The organism is Pseudoduganella sp. S-14, from assembly GCF_049913285.1.
Taxonomy (GTDB): Bacteria; Pseudomonadota; Gammaproteobacteria; order Burkholderiales; family Burkholderiaceae_D; genus Rugamonas.
Window position 1 is genome coordinate 3,345,166 of record NZ_CP183991.1, and the last position, 17,303, is coordinate 3,362,468.

Genomic DNA, 17,303 nt, shown 5'->3' on the forward strand with positions numbered 1-17,303 from the left:
CGAAGGTGATTTTGTATAAATTGTGACCTTTTACCAGTTGTATTAAACTGCTAAAAGTTTTACCGCCAAACCATGGAGTACCAGTGTCGCGCAGCATCGCAACATCAAGCAGTTCCAATCCAGTACGTATCCTCGTCGTTGATGATCACCCCTTGATCTTGGCCGGACTAGCCGACACGATCGCCAATGAACCAGACCTGCGCCTCGTCGGTGAGCTCGAAGATGGCGAGGGCGTCGTCGAAGCATTTGAAGCCCTGCGGCCCGACATAACCATCATGGACATCGCCATGCCTCGAACAAGCGGGTTGCATGCACTGGAAGCGCTGCGCCTAGCGCATAGCCATGCCCGCGTCATTATGCTCACCACGCTGGCCGGGGATCATCAGATCCGCCGTGCGATCGAGCTCGGCGCTGTGGGCTTCCTGATGAAGCAGAGCTTGCGCAAAGATTTGCTCGACGCGATCCGGGCAGTGCACGCCGGCAGCCGCTGGATTCCCGCCGATGTCGCACGGACGCTGGCCGCTCACTATGGCCAGTCTTCGCTGAGCGAGCGTGAAAAAGAAGTGTTGCGCAGCGCGGCAGCCGGGAACTCCAACAAACGCATCGGCGTTCACCTGGGCATCGCTGAAGACACCGTCAAAGCGCACGTGCGCACCATTCTTGCCAAGTTGGACGCCTGCGATCGTACTCATGCCGTCGCCATCGCGGTCAAACGAGGCATCATCTCGCTCTAGCGCAAGTATCGCTCAACCTCTGATGAAAGCCAGAAGATCGTTGTTGACGCGATCCTTGTGGGTATCAGTCAGGCCATGCGGGGCGCCCGGATACACCAGCAGTTTGGCGTGCTTGACGATTGCTGCGGCAGCGCGGCCGGAGGCGTCGATCGGCACGATTTGGTCGTCGTCGCCGTGGATGATCAGGGTCGGTTTATCGAACTTTTTCAAATCGGCGCGGAAATCTGTTTCCGAGAACGCCTTGATCGAGTCGAAAGTATTTTTGTGCCCCGCCATCATGCCTTGCATCCACCAAGCGTCAATCAGCCCTTGCGAGATCTTGGCGCCCGGGCGGTTGAAGCCGAAGAACGGGCCGGATGCGATGTCTTTGTACAGCTGGGAGCGGTTCGCCAGTGAGCCGGCACGGATGCCGTCGAACACTTCGCGCGGCAGTCCGCCCGGATAGTCGGCCGTTTTGAGCATCAGCGGCGGTACGGCCGATACCAGTGCCAGGCCGGCGACGCGTTTGGTGCCATGGCGCCCGACATAGCGCGCGACTTCGCCGCCGCCGGTGGAAAAGCCCACCAGGACGGCGTTCTTCAGATCTAACGCTTCGATCACCTGGGCCAGGTCATCGGCATAATGGTCCATGTCGTTGCCATCCCATGGCTGGGACGAGCGGCCGTGGCCGCGACGGTCATGCGCAATGCAGCGATAGCCTTTTTCTGCCAGGAAGATCATTTGCGACTCCCAGCTGTCGGAGTTCAATGGCCAACCGTGGCTGAATACAACTGGCTGGCCATTCTTCGGTCCCCAGTCTTTGTAGTACAGATCCACGCCGTCGCGGGTGGTAATACTGGCGACTTGACGGATCTGTTTGGCCGGCGTGGCCGCCGTCGCACCCAGTGACATCCCAGCCGCAGCCGCGCCGGCAGCGGCCGTCGCGGCGCTCATCAACACATTGCGCCGGCGCTGGTCTGGATTGGTAACATTGCTCATGCTTTCCTCTTTGAAATTTGAAATGATCGGCATGTTTGACATGCCAGCCATAGCGTACTTCGGGGAGGAACCGCCGCCATCATCATGAAGAGCGGGACTTGACTAGCTCTTTCGAGCTAACGGGAGTCAAGCCGCATTGACGGCGGCGCGGCGGCGCTCCCGCAGCCTGGCAAATAAGGCGGCAGAACTGCGCCCGGCATAGGCGTACTCGGCAGGGATTTCCAGCCGCATCACGGTACCTTGCCCGGGGGCGGAATCCAGGGTGTAGCTTGCCCCGGCCGCCATGGCGCGCTCGCACATGCCCACAACGCCGTAATGACGCGGCTTACCATGGTCCAGGATTGCGGCCGGCATCCCGCAGCCGTCATCGCGCACTTCCAGCGCAAAGCCGTCGTCACGGTACTCGATAGTGAGTGCTACTTGTTTTGCTTCGGAATGACGCGCAGCATTGAACAGCGCTTCGCGCGCGATCGCCGTGACTTCCTGGCGCAGCCGTGGGCAAAGCGGAACCGACGCGCCCGACACCGTGCTGCTGAAGCGGTGTCGCAGTAATACGCTGCCATACTGGCTCAAGGAGTGATCGAGGTCACCAGGCTCGCTGTCATGACGCAGGTCCGAAATGCAGTCGCGGCCTTCAGCGAGCAGGCCGTCGGCGAGGTCAAGAGTCTGTTCGATCTCACGCCGCTGCGCGGCACTGATCGGAAGGTTACGCACTTGCCGCTCGAACAGCATTATCAAGCCTTGCACACTCTGCAACACAGTATCGTGCAGGCCGCGTGCGATGCGCTCCCGCTCGGCCAGCCGCTCCTGCATGCGCTCCTGTACCCGTGCAGTGAGCTGGCGTACCCGCAGCATATACATCCCTGCCATCAACGCCAGCGCCGCCGCTGCCATCAAAAGGATGAACCAGCCTGTCTCTGTGAATCTCGGGGGCAGGCTTAGCTTCAGCGTGGCACCGGTTTCATTCCAAACTCCGTCCTCGTTGGCTGCGATGACGTGGAACTGGTAGTCGCCGGGCGGCAAGTTGGTATAGACGGCTTCACGTCGCGTGCCCACGTCCTGCCAGTGTTGGTCAAACCCTTCGAGTTTGTAGCGAAAACGCAGCCGCTCGGGGATCGCCAGCCCGAGCGCTGTATAGGTGATGCGCAAGTCGCGCTGACCGACGGGGAGGCGCAATTCGGAGCGCGCTTCGTATCTAAGATCGCCCGCCAGCAGGGACAGGATTTGAACCGGCGGCGCCAGCGGATTGCGCGCGATGGTCGACGGGTCAATGCTGGCGACATCACTGGCGGTGGCGAACCACAGCCGTCCGTCCGAGCCTTCCGTGATGGATGGCAGTGGGCGCAATTGCTCGGCAGTGCCAACCAGGCCGTCAAGCGCGTCAAACCGTTCGAAGGGCGCGGCGCGCCCAGGCGCGCGCACCAATCGATCAACCTCTTCGTTTGCGATGCGGCTGATGCCATCAGACCCGTTCAGCCACAGGTCGCCGCTCCGGGTGCGCACCAGTCCCGAGACGCCGCGCAACGACCGGCGGCCAGCAAGTGTCACGCCGTGCCAGCGTAAACCGTCGTACCGGGCCAGACCGTCCACCCCGCCCGCCCAGAGCTGTTTACCGTCTACCAGCAGTGATTGCACGTTGCCCAGTTTGAGTCCTTCGGCTTCGCCGAACATCTGCAGCCGCTCGCCGTCGATCAATGCAATCTGATTGTCGACGTATCCGGCCCAAACCCGTCCTGCGCCGTCCGTAGTCAGCGATAGCGCGAGCGCATCAGGCATTCCGCGCAAGCCGCCATGCTTGCGCCAGACGCCATCCTCAATCACGAACAGTCCCTGTCGTGAAACCGAGATCCACATCCGGCCCCGGCCGTCGATTGTCATGGCCTGGGCGTCATAGCCAACTATTTGTTCCGGGTGCGGTATCTGGCTGAACGCGCCCGATGCATCGCGGCGCCAGCGCGCCTTGGCGTTGGACAGCCAGAGCGCGCCATCGGGCGAGCGGTAGGCGCAGGTGAAGCTCAAGGGCTTTAGTCCCTGCGACTCCCCTGATGCCTCGTAGCGGCGCAACGGGCGCCGCCAGTCGCTGATGAGTACGCCGCCCCGGTCATCGGCGATCACGCCTGGGTGATCAAACGCGGTATCGACCTTGACACCGCTGAGTCGGATGCGCCGCAAGCGGTCCAGCCCGCCGGAAGTACCGACCCAGATATTGCCCTCGCGGTCCTCGAACGCGCTTTGTACGAGCGCGCCACTCATGCCGTTTTCCCTGGTTAGTTCACGTGCGCCGGCCGCTTTGCCGACATACGGTGCGCGACGTCGCTCCACCGCATTCACTTTCAGGATCCACATATTGCCTTCACGGTCGAACAGCGCGCCATTACCGCCCAGTTCGGCGTGTGGCGCGGGATTGTTCGGCGGTGCGTCGGGGAGCACGCGGTAATGCTTGTCGATCCCGTCCGAACCCCAGAGCGTGCCGTCCGGCGCCTCAGACATCGCCACCAGGTTGATATGGGGCCACGCCCTCCGGAAGAGCGCACGGCCAGGGTCTCGGACATAAATGCCACTGTTCAGCGCAATCCACTGGCGCCCGTCGCGGCCGAACAGGACTTGGTGGGTGAAGGTCTCCGGCAAGCCTTGCTGTTTCCCAATTTGGCTGAAACGCGTGGCCCCGGGCTTCAGCACGCCCAGGCCGGTGCTGGTGGCGGCCCATACGCTACCGTCAGGTGCCTCAGACATCGTCAACACCATGCCCCGTGGCAGGCCGCTTTTCTCGTTAAACACGCGGCTGTGGTCTTGGGCAATCATACTGATCCCGCCAAAGCGCCCGCCAACCCAAAGACGGCCGTCGCGTGTGGTCAGCAATGCGACCGTATTGGTGGTATGCAGGCGATGGCCGTATACGCTATCCATCCGCTCAAAATCGACACCGTCAAAGCGGAACAGGCCGTTAGGTGAACTGATCCATAACCAACCGTCTTTGGTCTGGGTGAACTGTAGGACATCAGCGGGGGCTCCACGCTGTCCATTCCAGGCAGTGTGCGCGTAATCGTCCATAGCAGGCGTGATCGCCATGGCTGTTCTGGACGGCATCAGCACAGCCAGCGTGACCAGGGCGAGCCAGCGAGAAAGTAACGTTGCCGCGATTGTCAGGAGCGCCGCAATACGCGACCTACGTCCCCCAGGTTTAAAATACATGTCGTCTTTTTAGATTATGCAACGGCGCCATGCCAGTGAACGCAGCGCGCCCGCCCGCAAATTGCCGTCATGCCCAGCCCATCATGGCTTTCGAACTGTGAGCATGCGGCAATACTGTCGGACTTTCCTGTCGCGCCGGGTGGGCAGGAGCTGTGAACTCGGCGACTGCGCGAGGGAGGAGGCACCATTGAAGATGGGCGCGGGATAATACTACAATTCCTCCGGTCGATGGTGTTCACGTGAGCGGCACAGATTTCGCTTTTGACCTGGAATTGGAGCGTTGGACGTCAAAAGGGCCGCAGCAGAATGGCGGCCGTCGACTCGACGTTTTCGGGACTGAATGGCGCCGGCTGACAGCAAATAAACTTACGCATAGGGGAGTGCGAGCGAGATTTTCACCCGCGCGTTGCCAGACAGCCTTGGCCATTCAGCCCTTGCCTAACGGGCGTCAGACGAACGCGTATATTGGCGTCGGTCTGGTAGAAGGTCAATGCCTTGAACGTTTTGGCGAGTCCGCTCAGCGCCTCTATCGAAGACCTCGGAAATCAGTCGAGCAGGGACTCCAGCATGTAAGGCATATTGCATCGCCGGATGAATGCCAAAAGCCGCTCTGGTCAATAAAGCCATCGATACTTGCTCGGCGGTACGGTGATCTAATCTGCGTGTCATGGGCAAAGACTACCCCACCCACACAGCGTTCACCGTTTGTTATTTCACTAAAAGGCAATTTCACAATCGGCAGGCATCGATATCTTGCGTCCGCCCCTCATAGGTCTACTGCGCCAGTTCAAAGTGCAACTTGACAAGCCGATGTCACGTGTCCGACCCTCGACCACTGGCTCTCAGCGTACGACCTGTGCAAGGGACGCATCACATTCCGGCACATTGATTCGCCAAGGCGGGCTGCGCCGCGCGATACATACCGGCGCAGCCGCCAACCGGGATCGACGCACCCGCTATCTGGCGCGCTAGCCGGTACGTGAAAGAGGGCGGGCTAAGCGCAAGGCAAGCGTCGAAGGTCTGGATTCTGCATGACCACCGGCGCTGACTGGAGCGGGTGGCGTATGCAGGCGGCGTTCAGTCCAATTGCCAAAGACAATGCGCTGAATCGTTTCCTCGTCAATGCGGTGATTGCGGAGATATCGTGAGGCATAGGACGTTCCATGGGTCCGCGCCAAATCGATCGCATGATCGATGGTCATTGCGATGGAACTCCTCGTTCGACGGTTGACAGGTTCGCTCATGCAGCGCCTCGGGCAAAGGTGGGCTTGACGATTCAAGGTACCACGTTTCGCTCAAGCGAGCGATTTAGGATTCGTATCGAAGCGGCTGTGGCGATGCCGCAGTACCTCATCCTAAGCTCCGCGTGTCGCCAGGCAGGCGCAATTGGCCAGCCTATCGCTTGTGCATCCGAAAGAAGTCCAGAATCATGCGGCTGGCGTCGGGACCAGCTGGCGCATTAAATCGCAGCGACGGGTCGCCGCCGCTCCACGCGTGTCCCAGCCCGGCGATGCGAGCGACGCGCAGCACTGGCTTGGTCCCGATGCAATAATCGCGCAGTTCGTAGGCATTCCGGCGTTTATTGCGGGCCGCAGTCTTCACCGTCAACCCTTGCGCGCCTTGGCATGGCAGGCCGTTTAGCAACATCCATTGTCGGGCGATGTGTTCCTGGTTGGCCGGATGCACGACGCGGTCATCTTCACCATGGATGAGGATGGCGGGCATCAGCGGCATTGGTTGCGGCCGGTCCGGCGCCCCTCCGCGCTGGCGGCCTTGCACGACGCGCCGGATCGCATCTTCTGCCTCAGCGGTGGCGCCATGGCGCATCACGTGTATTGCCTCGGCCGAAGTACGTGCAACGCCAAAGACCGGCCCCGAATGGAGGGCCACCGCAGCGATTAATTCGGGATGGTTGAGCGCCAGCACAGCTGCCATGCCGGCGCCTGCCGAGATACCGCAAGCGTAAATGCGTCGGCGGTCGATCGGGTGATGTTCGCACACGTTGCCGATGAGATCGGCTAGCTCTGCGGTTTCGCCGCCACCTTGCTGGGCTACGCGGCTATACCATTTCCAGCAACGCTGGGCCTGCGCGGTAACGGACTGTTGGGGATACAGGACAGCGTAGCCCTTAGTCTCGGCAAGCTGATTCATCCGGCTGCCTTGCGCAAACTGCGTAGCGCTTTGATGGCAGCCATGCAGCATGACCACGAGGGGCAAGCCGTGGCGCCGCCCGTCAGCTGGGCGGCGGTCCGGGAGATACATCCAGTAGGCAAGCGGATGCGCTGGCGCCGGCGCATTCACATGCTTTGAACGGTGAATGGAAGCGATCCATCTACCTGGCGCAACCGCCTGCGGCGTTCTGGCGCTCCGCCGCGCGTCACTCGGTGTGGCGCGCGGCGGCTTCGTTGCCACAGTGCTGCGCGTCGTTGTGCTGCGCCCCTTCGGTTTCAAACCGGGCGATACCGCTTTCAGCAAGCCGGTTAGCAGTGACTGTTGCTTCTTTCCGGCGCGGGCCAGGCTCCGCAGCAACCGGACACCAGGCGAAATCTTGGGCATAAGGTCTCCTGAGGTGGCTGAACCTATGAAATATAGGAGGGACGATCGGTACGCTCGGTGCGTTGCCGCACGTGCTGAAGTTGCATTTGCCGAGCATGCCTACCGTAGCAGTCTGCCCGACAAGGATCAGCAATCGAAGGCATTCACGCAAACCTCATGGCAACCTAGGCAATTATGTTGTGCAAAAAATCACCAAAGAATCACATGCTTTGGTGATGTGCGGCGTCCATCGTCCCCGGTATATTCTGCTTCGCGCTTGCCAACATTGATCCATTGAACAGTCGGTTGGCCTGCCCCCGTTGCGTTTTGTTCATTGCAGCAATTTCCGATTAGGTGGCGCACATCATGGCGGAAACATTCAAAAGCAGAACAGTCCGCGTAGTGCAGGGCTTGCAGGAAGGGGCGGAGTTCTCGCTCGACTCGGGCTTGCCCTGCGTGATCGGCTCGGATCCATCTTGCACGGCCGTCTTGCTGGATGAGAATGTAGCTCCAAGGCATTGCCTGCTGTCGATCGAGGACCGCAGCGTGCGCTGCACCGCGCTGGACGATGTCGTGCGAATCGGCGCCAGCACGCTGGCGCCGGGTGCGACGGCCAGGATTTTTGATTATCAGACCATTGAAATTGGCGACGCATCGTTCGCCGTGCGTCCGGCAGATGAAGAGTGGGAAAAGGGGCTGGCTAGGGCTGGCTCGCTGCTGGCGAGCTTTTCGCCGGGGGGCAGCTTGCGCAGTCCAAGGCGTTTGCTGGGCAGCGCGTTCCTCGTCGTCATCGGATTCGCCGCCAGCTTGAGCCTGGCCTACGCCATGATGTCACCGGACCGGACGGAAATGACGGAGGCCCGTACGCGCGAGGCGCGGCAATGGCTGAAGTCGATAGCGCCGGTGGGCAGTGAATTGCAGCTGGAGGTCGATAGTGATCACCATCTGTCGGTGTCGGGCTACGTCAATACCATTTACCAGCGCGACCTGCTTGCAATGTCACTGCACGATTCCGAATACCAGGCGCGCAGCGACATCCATGCCACCGAAGAAATCGTGGCCGCGGTAGCGCGCCTGGCCCGCCTGGAAGGAATCAGCTGCCTGGCCAAGGATGCCGGCGCCGGCATCGTCAGCTGTGCCAACGAAGTTGATACCCCCGAAGCTGCGTCCAAACTGACATCGCTGGCGCAGCAGGTGCCGGGCTTGAAGGCGTTGAACGTGCAGGTCAAGAAAGGTGAGCCTATTGCGCCCCCCGCCCAAGAGGTCGCGGAAGCTGTCCCGCCTGCCGCGTCGGCCGTGGTGGCGATGGCGCCGACGGTTGCGCCGCTGCGGATGTCGAGACGCTTTTCATCGATTCTGATTTTGAAAAAGAACAAATGGCTGATCGGCGCATATGGGGAGAAATTCGCGGAAGGCGATGAGTTCAACGGTATCCGGATCGTCAAGATCGAATTGGACCAGGTCGAGTTTCAAAAAGGCGACCGGCACTATGTTTTTCCGCTGGCGGCACTGCAATGAATACTCTTCCCCAAGACGATGTACTGCCACCCAGCGAGTTTGCCACGCGTCTGCTTGCCGATAGAAGCGGCGCCGTGTGCGCCGATTACCGGCGCCTGATGGAGCAGGCTGCCGCAACCGGGGCCGAGCGTTTGCGGCACCCCCTTGAGCAGCGCGAGTACGCGGCAACCCGGGCCCTGGTCGAGAGTGCGGCTGTTTCGGTCGAGGTCTTGCAGAACATCTGGGACAGCATGCATTTGAATGCCCGATAGCAGAACGGGAACCATGCACGATTGCACCGCCTCAGCCCAGCTGGAGGCGGAGGCAGCAGGAAGCGGGGTGATGCTGGGAGAGCAGCTGATGCGATATTTCTTAAACTTTCACGGAGATAAAAATGTCAAACGGATTTGATGGTGCTATTTCAGGTGCAGGCGGTCTGTTGCAAGCTGCGTTCGACGGTCTGGCGAATCTGCCGGATGCGAAGAAGGATCCTGCCGGATTCGCAACTGGCATGCAAAAGGTCGCGCTCTCGATGCAGGTCGCCAGCACGGCGCAGAGCGCAGTCTCCGAAACGATCAAGGCGTTCGGGGAAGGCACCAAAGGCGCTGCTCACAATATTTCGTAAGCGCTGGCGCGCTGATGCGATATGAGTACATGGAGATTGGAATGTCTGATTTGGAAAAATTGAATATCTTTTCTCCATGTGTTCTACAGCGCATTGCCGAGATCGGGTTCCTGGCCAGCGAGTATGGGTTTCACGAGAAGGCCGAGCAGATTTTCTTGGGCATGGCCCTGGCAAAACCCGATAGTGCGGCGCCTGCGGTCTCGCTGGCGGTGGTGCATGCGCGGAGCGGCCGCCTGCAGGACGCCATTAGAGGATTGACGCATGCTGCCGGGGTTTTTCCCGCCAGTGAAATGGTGAAAGCGATGCTTGGCGCATTCCTCGTGGAAGCCAGGCAGGATGGCGCACTCGAACTGTTCGAAGCCGTGCTTGCCAGCAGGCAGGAGCCGGGCGCCGTGAATATTGTCGAATGCTGGCTGGACCAGGCGCGCAAGCTGAAAGACGAAGGCGCGGCGCGCAGGACCGATACGGGGTCCCTGGCATTTTTCCGTCATCACAACATACGGCCCTAGTGACCAAGGAGAAAATATGGATCTTACCTCCCTCTCATCGCTGCAGGCCTTGCAGTCGTCGACGCAGGCCGGCGCTAACGGAGCACCAGCTCCGGACCCGGCCTCGATCAGCCGCTTCCAGCAACTGCTCGGAGAGCCGCAGTCGCCCACCTTGGCGGCCGACGGGCCGGGGGATGCTTCGCAGCTTATCCGCAGCCACAGCGAAAACATGTCGTCGATGTGGAGCACCGCGCAAGATGCGGTGGAGAACCTGTTAAAGAAAGATGGCGATCTTTCGATGAAGGACGTATTGCAGCTCCAATATGACATGGTCAAGACTTCGGCGGCCTTTGAAGTGGTGTCTAAGGCGGCGGGGATGACGGAGAAAGGTGCGGAGTCCCTGTTCCAGCGCAATTGACCTTGAACCCGCCCATGGAAAACAACAATATGTCGACCCGATATGATCGGCGCCTTACCCACGCACTGCTCCTGGCGGGCTTGCTGTTCCTCTCCGGTTGCGAGCAGGCCGTGTACAGCAACCTGTCCGAGCAGCAGGCCAACGATGTTCTGCTGACCTTGCTGAAAGGCGGCATCAGCGCCGAGAAGCGTGCTGGCGAAAAGGGCTACAGCATCTGGGTCGACAGCGCCAAGATGGCGCCGGCCATCAGCCTGCTGAATTCGAACGGACAACCGCCGCAGCATTACGCGGACATGGGTGAAATCTTCGCGCGTAACAATCTGATTTCGTCCCCCACGGAAGAACGCATCCGCTTTACCTATGGGACCGAGCAGGCGATCGCCAAGACCCTGTCGCAGATCGACGGCGTGCTGAGCGCCCGTGTGCACATCGTGCTGCCGTCCAACGATCCGCTGGCGTCGCCGGTCAAACCGTCTTCTGCCTCCGTGTTCCTGAAGTATCGGGCCGACATCAATATGAAGGCCGTGATCCCTGAGGTGAAGGAACTGGTGATCCGCAGCGTGGAAGGGCTAACGGTGGACAAGGTGTCGGTCAGCCTGTTCCCGGCGCGTGCAACCGGCACCACTTCCGACCAGGTGCCGACAGCACGCTTCTTCGGCGCGATCGTCGCCAACTCCAGCGTGGCATCGCTCTGGACCATGATGCTCATGCCCTGGATCGTGGTGGCGATCCTGCTGATACTCCTGCTGAATGCGACGCACCTGCGCAGCTGGCTCAAGGAAAAACTGGCAGCACGGGGCGCGACGGCTCATAGCGATGGTCGGGAACGTCCAGCGCGCCAGAGGGAACGGGCATGAGCGCCGTCACGCTGGAGGCAGCACCACCTGGCGTCACCGAGGCCGCGACGGCCGATCGGCCCCCTGGCGATCCGCCAAGCCCCGCCTGGCAGCCGCTGGTGCGGGACCGCGCTTTCGATCTGCGGCTTCGTTTCAATCTGTTTCCAGCAACCTATGCGCATGCCAGCTGGATCGCCCGCCTGGGCCGGCATCTTCCGCTTGCTGAGGGGCTCGATGCTTCCCCGTTCTGGGTGCGCCGCCTGTCCCTGGCCTTGCTGCAGGCATGCCAGCTGGACCAGGATTTTGATTTCGACTTTTCCGAGCCCATGAAAAACATCGCCTTGCTGGATGCCGCGGTGCTCGAACGCTGCGCAAGACTGATGGCCGGCTTGCTGGTGCGGGAGCAGATCAGGCATGCGGTGCTTGGCGCCGACATGATGGCGATCGAACGCACGCTGGGCCGCGAGGCGCATCGGTTCGCGCTGGGATGGACAGCGCCGCTTCCGGTACTTGGATACGTCTTTCATCCTCACGGCGCCGCATTTCCGGACAAGGAAGGCTGGACCCGGCGCGCAGTGGGCCTGGTCGGTGCACTGCTAGGCAATGCGTCGAGGGCAACGCTGGCCCGCATGCAGTTCAGGTTTCCTTGCGACTGGGTTGGCCTCCAGCGGCCGGTCTTGCAGGAGCATGACCGCGCCAGGCTGGCCGCGCTCTTTGTCGCCGTTCTGAACAAGGCGGCGCCCGAACATGCGTGGCTGTTCGCAGCGCCTGGGAGGACTGCGCAATGATGATATTGATCGATCGCGGCAAGCTCGCCAGCGCCGATGGAAAAGTCATCAAGGCGAACGATTTCGCGCAGCTGGCCAGCGCGCAGGAAACGCTGGCCGAGGCCAGCCGGCGGGCCGCCGAGATCGTGGCGCTGGCGGAAACGCAACGCGCGGCCGCGATTCGGCAGGGACGCGAGCTTGGCATCGAACAGGGACGCGCGGAGTATGCGGCGTCGATGGTCGAAGCCACCGCAAGAATGGATTCGTCGTTCATCTGCCTGGAGGCGCGGCTGGTCAAAACGGTGATGGACGCGTTGCAGGCCATCCTGCACGAGATTGGCGAGCGCACCGTGATGGAACGTCTGGTTCGCCGCACGATAGCCAATTCAAGCCGGAAGAATTCCTTTCGCCTGATCGTGGCATCGCAACAGTTCGACACCGTCAATGCGCTGCTGTCGTCCGTGCTGGCCGAGTTCCCCGAGATTGAATTTGTCGACGTGGTGCAGGATCCCGCCGGCGTGCCGGGCATGTGCGTGCTGGAGAGCGAATTCGGCATCGTTGACGCCAGCCTCGATACGCAGATCGCGGCGATACGCGCGGGCCTGACCCGGGCATTCGTCGGCAAGCGGCGCTCCGGCCCGGCCGGTCAATGAGGGGCGTAGCGACATGATAAACACGGACTATCTTTCCGATGCACTGGCAGATGCGCTCAATGGTTTCTCCGCGATCGAGACGCGCGGTCGAGTGCTGGAGGCGGTGGGAACGTTGATCAAGGCCAGCGGCGTCAGCGCCCGGGTCGGCGATATCTGCGAGCTGCGCAATCCAGGTACGCCGTGGCGGATGCAGGCCGAGGTAGTCGGCATCGTCCGCGACCTGGTGCTGCTGATGCCTTTCGGCGAGCTGGCGGGCTTGTCGACCCAGACCGAGGTGGTGCACCTGGGCCGCACGCAGGGAGTAAAGGTGGGGCCTGGTGTGCTGGGCCGGGTGCTGGATGGATTCGGCGAGCCGATCGACGGCTTGGGGCCCATTGACGCGGTGCAGGAATATCCGGTGTACGCGCCGGCGCCCGATCCGCTGCGCCGCAAGCCGATCCTGAGCGCCCTGCACACCGGCGTGCGTGCCATCGATGCATTCGTCACTTGCGGGGAAGGACAGCGCATGGGAATCTTTGCGCCTGCCGGCACCGGCAAGAGCAGCCTGCTATCGATGATCTCGCATGGCGCCGCCGCCGATGTCACCGTGGTCGCGCTGGTGGGCGAACGCGGGCGCGAAGTGGGGGAGTTTTTCCGTACCGCAGTGCCGGCCGGCCGCCGGGACCGCACCGTCTTCGTGGTGGCGACCTCGGACCGGGCGGCCGGGGAGCGGGCCAAGGCGCCCTGCGTGGCGACGGCAATTGCCGAGTATTTCCGCGACCAGGGCCGTTCGGTATTGCTGCTGGTCGATTCGGTCACGCGCTATGCCCGAGCGTTGCGCGAGATTGGCCTGGCGGCCGGTGAGCCGCCAACACGGCGCGGTTTTCCGCCCTCGGTGTTTACGGTGTTGCCGAAGCTGTTCGAGCGGGCCGGACAAAGCGCGAACGGCGCGATTTCCGCCTTCTACACGGTGCTGGTCGACGATGACGAGGCGGGCGATCCGATCGGTGAAGAAGTGCGGTCGACACTCGATGGCCACATCATCCTGTCTACCAAGCTGGCCGCCGCCAACCATTATCCGGCGATCGATACGGCGCACAGCCGCAGCCGGGTGATGAATATCGTGGCATCGGCTGAGCACCAGGCGTTGGCGGGGGCATTGCGCGAGCTCGGCGCCAAGTACCAGTCGATCGAGATGTTGCTGCAGATCGGCGAGTACGAGGCGGGGTCGGATGCCGTCGCGGATCGGGCGATCCGTACCCGCGAAGCGTGTTCGGCGCTTCTTCGGCAGGCCGCGGGAGAGTCGTCCGGCCTACGGGAAACGCTGGCGGCTATGCGCAATATAGCGGCGAGCTAGAGGACACGGAAACCATGGAAGAGCAGGAAAAACTGGTCAAGCTTCGGGACGCACAACTCCAGAGTGCGCACGCCGAACTCGCGCGCAGGGCGACGGTGCGCAACCGTATCCGGCAGGAGGTCGAACGCGTGGAGGCAGCGCTGCAAGCCCTGGCCGCCCAGAGGACTTCCTGGGACCAGCAGTGGCAGGCATGGATACAACAGGGCGGGGCGCTGCAGCGAGGCAAGGACTATGCCGATCAGCACCTGAAAATCGCCGCGCTTGAGAACGATCTGGAAGAAGAGCGGACCAGCATCGTCGAATGCCTGCAGGAAGCGCAGCAGGAAGTCGATGCTGCCCGGGCCAGGACCAGGAAGCAGCACGAGGCCCTGTCGAACATCATGGATGTGGTTGGCAAGATGAAGAAGAAGCAGCGCCAGGAACAGGATGCGCGCGATGTGCAGCGGTCAGAGGACGCAGTCGCGGCGGGCTGGTACCTGGCCCGGAAGACGGTCGCGCCGGAGGCAAGGCATGAATGAATTTTCCATGATCGATGGCGGTGAGCGGAACCTGCCAGTGCTCGCGCAAGCCGGTGTGCCGCCATACCAGCCCACGTCCGATGCGGCTGTCGCAGCCTTTCGTGACCTGATGCTCAAGCGGCCGCCAGATTCTGCAGCGGCGCCGGCCATGCCGAATACGCCCGGAAGCGACGCATCCCCGCACCCAGTCCGCGCGGACCGGTCCGACCTGGACACCGACGGGTTGGCGGTCAGTTCCCGGCTTGCGCCCGCGCACTGGCGGGCGGCAGCTGGCGAGGAGGGCGGCGAGGGTTTCCCACTCGCGATCCCCGCCGAGTTGATGGCGGCCGGTGTTCAACGGCCAGGCCAGCACGCTCCCACAGCGCTTTACCAGGAGCCTGCGCCGGCCGCTGCGGCCCGGGCCGAGGTCGCCCAGAACGATGAAGTGGCAGCGCTGCTCCGGCATTTCAGCGCCAACTTGTACGTTGCCGACCGCCCTAAGGCGGGGACGGGGCACATCATGGTCGACCTCGGCGCATCACTGCCCGGCTCATCGGTGGAGATGTCGCGTGACGGTGTCTTCCTCAACGTGCGGCTGCACGCGGCGGACGACGCCATGTTGCGCCTGATGCGTGGCGGCAGCGCGCGCTTGCTGGATGCACTGAACAAATCAACGGGACTGGTGGTGCGGCTCGACCTGGTCGAGCGCAGCGACACGGCCGGAGACGAGGCATGATGTCCAATTCATCCTGCCTGGTTCTCGACCAGCTCGAGCCTGATGCCAGCCGCCTGATGAATGCCTGGTTCGCCGTGCGGCAGCATACCGAGTGGCCGGTAGCTGGCCGGCGCCTGAGCATCCATTGGTGCTTTGTGCCGCCCCATTCATCGTTCGCCGTTGCCGTCGAATGCACGCTGGCGGGCCAGACCGTACTGGTCAAGCTGGACGGGCTGGCCGGAATCGACCCGCGCCTGGTCGGCGAACCATTTTCCCGTTTGCCCGCGCCGATGCGCAATCTCGTCATCGAACGCGTTGCCGCGGACTTCTTCGCGGCGCTGCCGCCGGCCTTCATGCATGACGCGGACATCCGCGCGGTGCATTGGTCGATGCCGGACAACGAGGCCTGGCCCTGCGCGATCGGCTTTGTCGCGACCCGCGAAGACGGTACGCAATCGCGCGGCACGCTCGCGGCCAGTGCGCTGCAGACGCTGGAATGGCTGCACCAGGCCATGCCGCAAGGCGCCCCGGCGCCGATGTTGGCCAGGGACGACTTGCCTGTCGCGGTCCGGCTGCGCGTGGGACGCACCGTGCTGGCCATGTCCGCGGTGCGCGGCCTGGGCGTCGGCGACGTGGCGTGGATCGATGAAGGCGGGGCGATTTCGCGTCATGGCGTGACGCTGGTCTTCATTCCCGGCAACAGCAGCCAGCGTGCGTGGTCGGCTCGTCTCAAGCACCGCACCGTGGCGCTGCAGGCGCCATATTCTGGAATCCTGGCGCCCGAGCAAGGCCTGGTAGTCAACCGAGGAGAGCAAAGCACCATGCACAAGGACCATACCGATATCGAAGTCCCGGTCGTGTTTGAAATGGGCCAGATGGTATTGCCGCTGGCGCAGATCGAACGCCTGCACGCCGACCAGACATTCGAGCTGGAGCAGGAGGCCAGCCTGGCGACGGTGACGCTGAGCGTGTTTGGCTCGGTGATTGCCGAAGGCAAGCTGATCACTATCGGCCGCAAGCTGGGCGTACGCATCATGCGCGTTGCCGGCAGCGGCAACGATCAATCCGTTTAGTTGTTTAAAGGGGGGCGCGTGCTACCACAGGGAATGCCGGATCCGATCATCGTCATCACCACGCTGGGTTTGCTTGGGCTGGCGCCCTTCCTTGCCGTGATGGTGACGTCCTATTCCAAGATCGTGGTGGTGACCAGCCTGGTGAGGAATGCGCTGGGGTTGCAGCAGGTGCCGCCCAACCTTGTCCTGAACGGACTGGCGATTATCCTGTCGCTCTACATCATGGCGCCGGTCACCAGCAAGATCAGCGACACCGTGCAGGCGCAGGTGAAGCCGGGACAGCAGATGAACGCGGGCAGCTTCTTCGACATCCTGGGCCTGGCGCGCGAACCGCTGCGGGCGTTCCTGTCGAAGCACACCAATCCGCGCGAGCGTGAGTTTTTCGTCCGCTCGGCCGGCAAGATATGGCCGGTGGAGCGGGCCGAGGCGCTTACGCGCGATGACTTGCTGGTGCTGGTGCCGGCCTTCACGGTGACCGAGCTGACGGCCGCGTTCAAGATCGGATTCCTGATCTACCTTGCCTTCGTCATCATCGATCTGGTGGTGGCCAACATACTGGTCTCGATGGGCATGATGATGTTCTCACCCACGGTGGTATCGGTACCGCTCAAGCTGCTGCTGTTCGTCGTGCTGGACGGCTGGTCGAAGCTGGTGCACGGCTTGATTCTTACTTATCAATAGGCCGGCGCCATGGAATTTTCCGTCCTCATCACCTATGTCAACCAGGCGCTGCTCCTGATCCTGATCCTGTCGCTGCCGGTGATCGCGGTGGCCAGCATTACCGGCCTGGCGCTGGCGTTCCTGCAGGCGGTCACCCAGGTGCAAGACCAGACGATATCGTTCGGCGTCAAGCTGATCGCGATCATTGTCACGATCGCGCTGACGTCGTCCTGGCTGGGCAGCGAGCTGGTCATGTTTGGCGACCAGATGTTTGGCGCCATTGCGGGAGTACGCTAGCG

18 protein-coding genes are annotated in these 17,303 nt (G+C 62.2%); 15 read left to right on the forward strand and 3 right to left on the reverse strand.

Going from position 1 to position 17,303, the window contains the following annotated elements:
• The first annotated feature begins 83 nt into the window (after window positions 1–83).
• Window positions 84–734, forward strand: coding sequence for a response regulator (locus tag ACN9MZ_RS15365; protein WP_426337861.1), 651 nt, complete (start codon window positions 84–86; stop codon window positions 732–734).
• A gap of 12 nt (window positions 735–746) precedes the next feature.
• Here the strand turns inward: ACN9MZ_RS15365 and ACN9MZ_RS15370 are convergent, their stop codons facing one another.
• The 3 genes from ACN9MZ_RS15370 to ACN9MZ_RS15380 all read right to left on the reverse strand — a co-directional run bounded on the left by ACN9MZ_RS15370 (window position 747) and on the right by ACN9MZ_RS15380 (window position 7,460).
• Window positions 747–1,712, reverse strand: a complete 966-nt coding sequence (locus tag ACN9MZ_RS15370) for an alpha/beta fold hydrolase (RefSeq protein WP_426337862.1) — start codon at window positions 1,710–1,712, stop codon at window positions 747–749.
• Window positions 1,713–1,838: 126 nt separating this feature from the next.
• On the reverse strand, window positions 1,839–4,904 hold the full coding sequence (locus ACN9MZ_RS15375; protein WP_426337863.1) for a two-component regulator propeller domain-containing protein: 3,066 nt from the start codon (window positions 4,902–4,904) through the stop codon (window positions 1,839–1,841).
• Between the two features lie 1,395 nt (window positions 4,905–6,299).
• Window positions 6,300–7,460, reverse strand: a complete 1,161-nt coding sequence (locus ACN9MZ_RS15380; RefSeq protein ID WP_426337864.1) for an extracellular catalytic domain type 1 short-chain-length polyhydroxyalkanoate depolymerase — start codon at window positions 7,458–7,460, stop codon at window positions 6,300–6,302.
• A 345-nt stretch (window positions 7,461–7,805) separates the two neighbouring features.
• On the opposite strand from ACN9MZ_RS15380, the gene ACN9MZ_RS15385 reads away from it, so the two are divergent.
• The 14 genes from ACN9MZ_RS15385 to sctS all read left to right on the forward strand — a co-directional run bounded on the left by ACN9MZ_RS15385 (window position 7,806) and on the right by sctS (window position 17,301).
• Window positions 7,806–8,957 (forward strand): FHA domain-containing protein, encoded by a 1,152-nt coding sequence (locus ACN9MZ_RS15385; RefSeq protein ID WP_426337865.1) that lies wholly within the window; start codon window positions 7,806–7,808, stop codon window positions 8,955–8,957.
• Window positions 8,954–9,208 (forward strand): hypothetical protein, encoded by a 255-nt coding sequence (locus tag ACN9MZ_RS15390; protein WP_426337866.1) that lies wholly within the window; start codon window positions 8,954–8,956, stop codon window positions 9,206–9,208. Before ACN9MZ_RS15385 ends, ACN9MZ_RS15390 begins: the two co-directional genes overlap by 4 nt.
• A 122-nt stretch (window positions 9,209–9,330) precedes the next feature.
• Window positions 9,331–9,561 (forward strand): hypothetical protein, encoded by a 231-nt coding sequence (locus ACN9MZ_RS15395; RefSeq protein ID WP_426161444.1) that lies wholly within the window; start codon window positions 9,331–9,333, stop codon window positions 9,559–9,561.
• 41 nt (window positions 9,562–9,602) lie between these two features.
• The gene (locus ACN9MZ_RS15400) at window positions 9,603–10,070 is read left to right on the forward strand and encodes a tetratricopeptide repeat protein (protein ID WP_426337867.1); all 468 of its coding nucleotides are present in this window, start codon (window positions 9,603–9,605) and stop codon (window positions 10,068–10,070) included.
• A gap of 16 nt (window positions 10,071–10,086) precedes the next feature.
• Complete coding sequence (locus ACN9MZ_RS15405; RefSeq protein ID WP_426337868.1) at window positions 10,087–10,467, forward strand: hypothetical protein; 381 nt, start codon at window positions 10,087–10,089, stop codon at window positions 10,465–10,467.
• A gap of 29 nt (window positions 10,468–10,496) precedes the next feature.
• Window positions 10,497–11,324, forward strand: coding sequence for a type III secretion system inner membrane ring lipoprotein SctJ (sctJ, locus tag ACN9MZ_RS15410; protein ID WP_426337869.1), 828 nt, complete (start codon window positions 10,497–10,499; stop codon window positions 11,322–11,324).
• A complete protein-coding gene (locus tag ACN9MZ_RS15415; RefSeq protein ID WP_426337870.1) occupies window positions 11,321–12,091 on the forward strand; it encodes a SctK family type III secretion system sorting platform protein in 771 nt (256 codons plus the stop codon). The genes sctJ and ACN9MZ_RS15415 overlap by 4 nt, the downstream gene beginning before the upstream one ends.
• Complete coding sequence (sctL, locus tag ACN9MZ_RS15420) at window positions 12,088–12,723, forward strand: type III secretion system stator protein SctL (protein ID WP_426337871.1); 636 nt, start codon at window positions 12,088–12,090, stop codon at window positions 12,721–12,723. The genes ACN9MZ_RS15415 and sctL overlap by 4 nt, the downstream gene beginning before the upstream one ends.
• Window positions 12,724–12,736: 13 nt before the next feature.
• Window positions 12,737–14,059, forward strand: coding sequence for a FliI/YscN family ATPase (locus tag ACN9MZ_RS15425; protein ID WP_426337872.1), 1,323 nt, complete (start codon window positions 12,737–12,739; stop codon window positions 14,057–14,059).
• 14 nt (window positions 14,060–14,073) lie between these two features.
• Entirely contained in the window at window positions 14,074–14,577 is a 504-nt protein-coding gene (locus tag ACN9MZ_RS15430; RefSeq protein WP_426337873.1) for a hypothetical protein, read from the forward strand.
• Entirely contained in the window at window positions 14,570–15,292 is a 723-nt protein-coding gene (locus ACN9MZ_RS15435; protein WP_426337874.1) for a hypothetical protein, read from the forward strand. The genes ACN9MZ_RS15430 and ACN9MZ_RS15435 overlap by 8 nt, the downstream gene beginning before the upstream one ends.
• Entirely contained in the window at window positions 15,289–16,344 is a 1,056-nt protein-coding gene (locus ACN9MZ_RS15440) for a FliM/FliN family flagellar motor switch protein (RefSeq protein ID WP_426337875.1), read from the forward strand. The genes ACN9MZ_RS15435 and ACN9MZ_RS15440 overlap by 4 nt, the downstream gene beginning before the upstream one ends.
• Before the next feature lie 33 nt (window positions 16,345–16,377).
• Window positions 16,378–17,025, forward strand: coding sequence for a type III secretion system export apparatus subunit SctR (gene sctR, locus ACN9MZ_RS15445; RefSeq protein WP_426337876.1), 648 nt, complete (start codon window positions 16,378–16,380; stop codon window positions 17,023–17,025).
• A gap of 9 nt (window positions 17,026–17,034) precedes the next feature.
• Window positions 17,035–17,301: a type III secretion system export apparatus subunit SctS gene (gene sctS, locus ACN9MZ_RS15450; protein WP_426337877.1), complete on the forward strand. Its 267-nt coding sequence runs from the start codon at window positions 17,035–17,037 to the stop codon at window positions 17,299–17,301.
• Window positions 17,302–17,303 lie beyond the last annotated feature (2 nt).

What these genes read in the sequence shown, in the direction of transcription:
- ACN9MZ_RS15370 (WP_426337862.1), bottom strand. Translation starts at nt 1,712, where the DNA reads ATGAGCAATGTTACCAATCCAGACCAGCGCCGGCGCAATGTGTTGATG.
- ACN9MZ_RS15375 (WP_426337863.1), bottom strand. Translation starts at nt 4,904, where the DNA reads ATGTATTTTAAACCTGGGGGACGTAGGTCGCGTATTGCGGCGCTCCTG.
- ACN9MZ_RS15380 (WP_426337864.1), bottom strand. Translation starts at nt 7,460, where the DNA reads ATGCCCAAGATTTCGCCTGGTGTCCGGTTGCTGCGGAGCCTGGCCCGC.
- ACN9MZ_RS15385 (WP_426337865.1), top strand. Translation starts at nt 7,806, where the DNA reads ATGGCGGAAACATTCAAAAGCAGAACAGTCCGCGTAGTGCAGGGCTTG.
- ACN9MZ_RS15390 (WP_426337866.1), top strand. Translation starts at nt 8,954, where the DNA reads ATGAATACTCTTCCCCAAGACGATGTACTGCCACCCAGCGAGTTTGCC.
- ACN9MZ_RS15395 (WP_426161444.1), top strand. Translation starts at nt 9,331, where the DNA reads ATGTCAAACGGATTTGATGGTGCTATTTCAGGTGCAGGCGGTCTGTTG.
- ACN9MZ_RS15400 (WP_426337867.1), top strand. Translation starts at nt 9,603, where the DNA reads ATGTCTGATTTGGAAAAATTGAATATCTTTTCTCCATGTGTTCTACAG.
- ACN9MZ_RS15405 (WP_426337868.1), top strand. Translation starts at nt 10,087, where the DNA reads ATGGATCTTACCTCCCTCTCATCGCTGCAGGCCTTGCAGTCGTCGACG.
- sctJ (WP_426337869.1), top strand. Translation starts at nt 10,497, where the DNA reads ATGTCGACCCGATATGATCGGCGCCTTACCCACGCACTGCTCCTGGCG.
- ACN9MZ_RS15415 (WP_426337870.1), top strand. Translation starts at nt 11,321, where the DNA reads ATGAGCGCCGTCACGCTGGAGGCAGCACCACCTGGCGTCACCGAGGCC.
- sctL (WP_426337871.1), top strand. Translation starts at nt 12,088, where the DNA reads ATGATGATATTGATCGATCGCGGCAAGCTCGCCAGCGCCGATGGAAAA.
- ACN9MZ_RS15425 (WP_426337872.1), top strand. Translation starts at nt 12,737, where the DNA reads ATGATAAACACGGACTATCTTTCCGATGCACTGGCAGATGCGCTCAAT.
- ACN9MZ_RS15430 (WP_426337873.1), top strand. Translation starts at nt 14,074, where the DNA reads ATGGAAGAGCAGGAAAAACTGGTCAAGCTTCGGGACGCACAACTCCAG.
- ACN9MZ_RS15435 (WP_426337874.1), top strand. Translation starts at nt 14,570, where the DNA reads ATGAATGAATTTTCCATGATCGATGGCGGTGAGCGGAACCTGCCAGTG.
- ACN9MZ_RS15440 (WP_426337875.1), top strand. Translation starts at nt 15,289, where the DNA reads ATGATGTCCAATTCATCCTGCCTGGTTCTCGACCAGCTCGAGCCTGAT.
- sctR (WP_426337876.1), top strand. Translation starts at nt 16,378, where the DNA reads ATGCCGGATCCGATCATCGTCATCACCACGCTGGGTTTGCTTGGGCTG.
- sctS (WP_426337877.1), top strand. Translation starts at nt 17,035, where the DNA reads ATGGAATTTTCCGTCCTCATCACCTATGTCAACCAGGCGCTGCTCCTG.